Source organism: Pseudomonas sp. HMWF021 (genome assembly GCF_003061005.1).
GTDB lineage: Bacteria > Pseudomonadota > Gammaproteobacteria > Pseudomonadales > Pseudomonadaceae > Aquipseudomonas.
The window spans coordinates 15,956-20,281 of sequence record NZ_QAIK01000112.1; the positions used below are offsets into that span (position 1 = coordinate 15,956).

Annotated in this window: 5 protein-coding genes and 1 pseudogene; 3 read left to right on the forward strand and 3 right to left on the reverse strand. The window is 60.5% G+C overall.

The window, feature by feature from the left end; genetic code table 11:
• Together DBR18_RS29245 and DBR18_RS15140 are read right to left on the reverse strand one after the other, a co-directional pair.
• Positions 1-118, reverse strand: a pseudogene (locus DBR18_RS29245) (cupin); the annotation flags it as partial.
• Between the two features lie 34 nt (positions 119-152).
• Positions 153-1,091, reverse strand: a complete 939-nt coding sequence (locus tag DBR18_RS15140; RefSeq protein WP_108590910.1) for a LysR family transcriptional regulator — start codon at positions 1,089-1,091, stop codon at positions 153-155.
• 231 nt (positions 1,092-1,322) lie between these two features.
• On the opposite strand from DBR18_RS15140, the gene DBR18_RS15145 reads away from it, so the two are divergent.
• Complete coding sequence (locus tag DBR18_RS15145; protein WP_108590911.1) at positions 1,323-2,087, forward strand: sulfite exporter TauE/SafE family protein; 765 nt, start codon at positions 1,323-1,325, stop codon at positions 2,085-2,087.
• On the opposite strand, the gene DBR18_RS15150 is transcribed toward DBR18_RS15145, so the two are convergent.
• Complete coding sequence (locus DBR18_RS15150; RefSeq protein WP_108590912.1) at positions 2,077-2,391, reverse strand: putative quinol monooxygenase; 315 nt, start codon at positions 2,389-2,391, stop codon at positions 2,077-2,079. The genes DBR18_RS15145 and DBR18_RS15150 overlap by 11 nt on opposite strands.
• A 182-nt stretch (positions 2,392-2,573) precedes the next feature.
• Here DBR18_RS15150 and DBR18_RS15155 point away from each other — a divergent pair, with 182 nt between their 5' ends.
• A complete protein-coding gene (locus DBR18_RS15155) occupies positions 2,574-3,164 on the forward strand; it encodes an NAD(P)H-dependent oxidoreductase (protein ID WP_108590913.1) in 591 nt (196 codons plus the stop codon).
• 127 nt (positions 3,165-3,291) lie between these two features.
• On the forward strand, positions 3,292-4,203 hold the full coding sequence (locus DBR18_RS15160; protein WP_108590914.1) for a LysR family transcriptional regulator: 912 nt from the start codon (positions 3,292-3,294) through the stop codon (positions 4,201-4,203).
• Positions 4,204-4,326 lie beyond the last annotated feature (123 nt).

A 4,326-nucleotide genomic window follows, 5' to 3' on the forward strand; every position in this document is an offset into this window, starting at 1 on the left:
TGTAGGCGTTGAGGTTGACGGTGTGCGGGTCGCCTTCGAGTTTTTCCCATTTGCAGGCATCGAGTACCGGCAGCGGATGGGTGTCGCGCAGAACGGTGATGGGGGCGGTCGCGGTCATGTGGACTCCGGGCAGAAGGATTTGAAGTCGAACCCTATAGCCCCTGCTTGTCGGTCAGTTGTCTGGGGTCGACATCGAGCTGCTCAGAAACGCGCGGGTCGGTGAGCGCGTGTAACAACGCCCGGGCGTAATTGGGCAACGCGGTGAAGTCCCTGGCGCACAGCATAAGCGTGCGGCGTGCCCACGTTTCATTGAGCGCAACCCATTTGAATGAACGCAATGCGCTCCGCTCGACAGCGGCCAGCGGCACAATGGCCAGCCCGGCACCTCGGGCCACCATGCGCATGACCCCGTCGAAACCGTCGGCGCGGATGCGGATCTGCATTCGCGAACCGCTGTGCAACGCTTGTTCTTCCAGATACACCGCCAGTGCACTGTCGGCGCGCAGCCCTACAAAGTCATGTTGCAGGGCGTCGCTGAAACTGACCTCGGCAGCGTCAGACAATGGATGCCCGAAGGGCAGGATCAGTGCCAACGGATCATCCCGAAACGGCAGCGTCTGCAGGTCTGAGCTGTCCACCGCGTCGGACACGATCCCCAGATCCGCCGCCCCTTGGCGCAACGCATGGGTGATGCGGGCGCTGGGCAACTCCTGAAGATCGATGTCGAGGTTGGGATGGTCGCGCAAGAAATCCGCCAGTACCTCCGGCAGGTATTCAGTGATCGCGGTGGTGTTGCACAGCAGCCGCACCTGACCTTTCACACCTTGAGCGTAATCCGCCAGATCCTGCTGCATGCGCTCGGACTGCTGCAGCAGCACGCGCGCATGTTGCGCCAGTGCCTTGCCCGCGGGTGTCGGGGTCACACCACGGCGGCCGCGGTGCAGAAACTCGGTGCCCAGCGAGGCTTCCATCGCGCGAATCCGCGCACTGGCGGCGGCCAGTGACAAATGACTGCGCGCCGCGCCGGCGGTAATGTTGCCGCTGTCGAGGATGTGCAGGTAGAGGCGCAGGTCGGTGAGGTCGAAGTGCATCAGGCAGCCTCTGGTTTTTCTGGTGTCCGGGATGGCCCTATCGCTGGCAAGCCAGCTCCCACAGGATTTGTGTTGTGCACAAATCCTGTGGTCCACACTGAAACCTGTGGGAGCTGGCTTGCCAGCGATGAGGCCAGAAGTCTTAACAAATACTTAGCCTCTTGCATCGGCAGAGGCAGCCTCAGTATATGGCAGATTTTCAACACTCCATCCAAAGCGCACAGTAGCGCCATGAACACACTCGCCGATTTCTATCAAAACCTGGGTCTGGCCTTGTCCTTACTGGTCATCGCCACTTTCATCATGGCCGGCCTGGTCAAAGGCGTGATCGGCCTCGGCCTGCCCACTGTTGCCATGGGCCTGCTCGGTCTGGCTATGGCTCCATCACAGGCAGCCGCGCTGCTGATCATTCCGGCGACGCTGACCAACCTCTGGCAACTGGCATTCGGCGGGCATCTGCGGGTGCTGATCAAACGCCTGTGGCCGCTGCTGCTGATGATCTTCCTCGGTACCGCCGTCGGCACGTTGTCGATCGGCATGGCAGGCGGGCATTGGGTGGTGCGTGGGCTGGGCGCGGCGTTGCTGCTGTATGCGTTGAGCGGGTTGCTGCTGCCGACGCTGCAGGTCAATCCTCGGCATGAGCCGTGGCTCGGTCCGCTGTGCGGGTTGATCACCGGCGTCATCACCTCGGCCACAGGCGTGTTCGTGATTCCGGCGGTGCCGTACCTGCAGGCGCTGGGTTTGAATCGCGATGAACTGGTGCAGGCGTTGGGGCTGTCCTTCACCGTCTCGACCCTGGCGCTGGCCGCAGGCTTGTTCTGGCGCGGTGCGCTGGGTGGCGGCGAATTGAGCGCCTCGCTGCTGGTGCTGATCCCGGCGATGCTGGGCATGTGGTTCGGCCAATGGCTGCGCCAGCGCATCAGTGCGGTGCTGTTCAAGCGGGTGTTCTTTATCGGGCTGGGCGCACTCGGCGCCCATCTGCTGATCAGCGGCTAGCCGACGAGGTGCTGAGCATGTCGATCGGACGGATATCGAAATCGCGCTCCAGATAGTCCATGCGCTTTTCGAAAAACTCGCGCATGTGCGGCAGGTTCGAATGCACGTCCAGGTGCGCCTGGCTTTCCCAGATCTCGTAGAAGATGAACAGCGTCGGATCCTGTTTGTCGCGCAGCATGTGGTACTCGATGCAGCCGGGTTCGGCGCGGCTCGGCTCGACGTAGGCGCGAAACAGCGCTTCGAAGGCTTCGGCTTTCTCCGGGCGGGTCTTGGCGTGCAGGATGAAACCGTGGCGTTCACTCATTGAAACAACTCCTCAAATGCAGATGGCTGCGAATGTTATTGCAACAATCTGCATTCGATTCGTGCTTTTTTATCAAATGTATTTTGCGCCGGCGCGGCTTATTTCGCGCGGGAGGGATGGTTAACCTGCCGCCATTCGTTTTCCCATCTTTCTCCAGCCCAATGGCTGCGCGAGGCGTTCTCATGAAAAAAGTGCTGTTGCTCAATGGCGGCAAGAAATTCGCCCACTCCGACGGTCGTTACAACGCCACCCTGCACGAAGCCGCGCTGAGCGTGCTCGATCGCGGCGGCGTGGATGTCAAAACCACCTTCATCGACGAGGGCTATGACGTCGCCGAAGAAGTCGCCAAATTCCTCTGGGCCGACGTGATCATTTATCAGATGCCGGGCTGGTGGATGGGCGCGCCGTGGACGGTGAAAAAGTACATCGACGAAGTCTTCACCGAAGGCCATGGCAGCCTCTATGCCAGTGACGGTCGCACCCGTTCCGATTCGTCGCAGAAGTACGGCAGCGGCGGCCTGATTCAGGGCAAGCAATACATGCTGTCGCTGACCTGGAACGCGCCACAGCAAGCCTTCGATGACCCGACCGATTTCTTCGAGGCCAAGGGTGTGGACGCGGTGTATTTCCCGTTCCACAAGGCCAACGAGTTTTTGGGCATGACCGGGTTGCCGACGTTTCTGTGTGTGGATGTGATGAAGCGTCCGAACATCGAGAATGATGTGGCGCGGTATGAGCAGCATCTGAAAGAGGTGTTTGGTCTCAAGGCTTGAATGGTTTCGGGCTACTATCGGCGGTAAGAGCAAAAGATCGCAGCCTTCGGCAGCTCCTACAGGGGAATGCATTTCACTGTAGGAGCTGCCGAAGGCTGCGATCTTGGCGATTTCAAAGAGGACACCCGTGAAAGCCAGATCCGATGAGTTGCAGATTTTCGTCTGCGTGATCGAGTGCGGTTCGATTTCCGCCGCCGCCGAACAGGTCGGGCAGACGCCGTCGGCGGTCAGCCGCACACTGTCGCGGCTCGAAGCCAAGCTCGACACCACGCTGATCAACCGCACCACGCGGCGCATGGACCTGACCGAGGAGGGCAAGTATTTCTTCGAGCAGGCCAAGCTGATTCTCGACCAGATGGATGCGCTCGAAGAGCGCCTGTCCTCACGCCAGCAAACCCCGTCCGGGCGCCTGCGGATCAACGCCGCGTCGCCGTTCATGCTGCACGCCATCGTGCCGTACATCGACGAGTTTCGGCGGCTGTACCCGGACATCCAGCTCGAACTCAACAGCAATGACCTGATCATTGACCTGCTGGAACAAAGCACCGACGTCGCCATCCGCATCGGCACCCTTGCCGACTCGACCTTGCATGCACGCTCGCTGGGTTGCAGTCCGCTGCTGATCGTCGCCAGTCCGGCCTATCTGGAAAAGCACGGCGCGCCTCAGCAGGTTGCCGACTTGAGCGAACACACCCTGCTCGGCTTCACCCATAACGAAGGCCTCAACCAGTGGCCGCTACGTTACGTACACGGCGACCGCTGGCCGATCACTCCGGCCATCAGCGCCTCCAGTGGCGAGACCGTGCGCCACCTGGCGCTGGAAGGGCAGGGCATTGCCTGCCTGTCCCACTTCATGACCATCGACGACATCCGCGCCGGACGCCTCAAGGTGCTGCTGGCGGAATTCAACAGCGGCTATCGCCAGCCGATCAACGCGGTGTACTACCGTAACTCGCAACTGGCGCTGCGCATTCAGTGCTTCCTCGACTTTATCCAGAGCAAGCTTGCGGCGTACGCCAGCAGCGATTTCAAAGGTTGATTCGTGATCCCTGCGCAAGAGTGAGTTGGGTGATCGCGGGTTTTTCCACCGGGTTTGGCGGTCGATACTCGCTGCATCACTTATTCACGCAGGGAGTTTCTCCATGAACGTATTCATCACCGG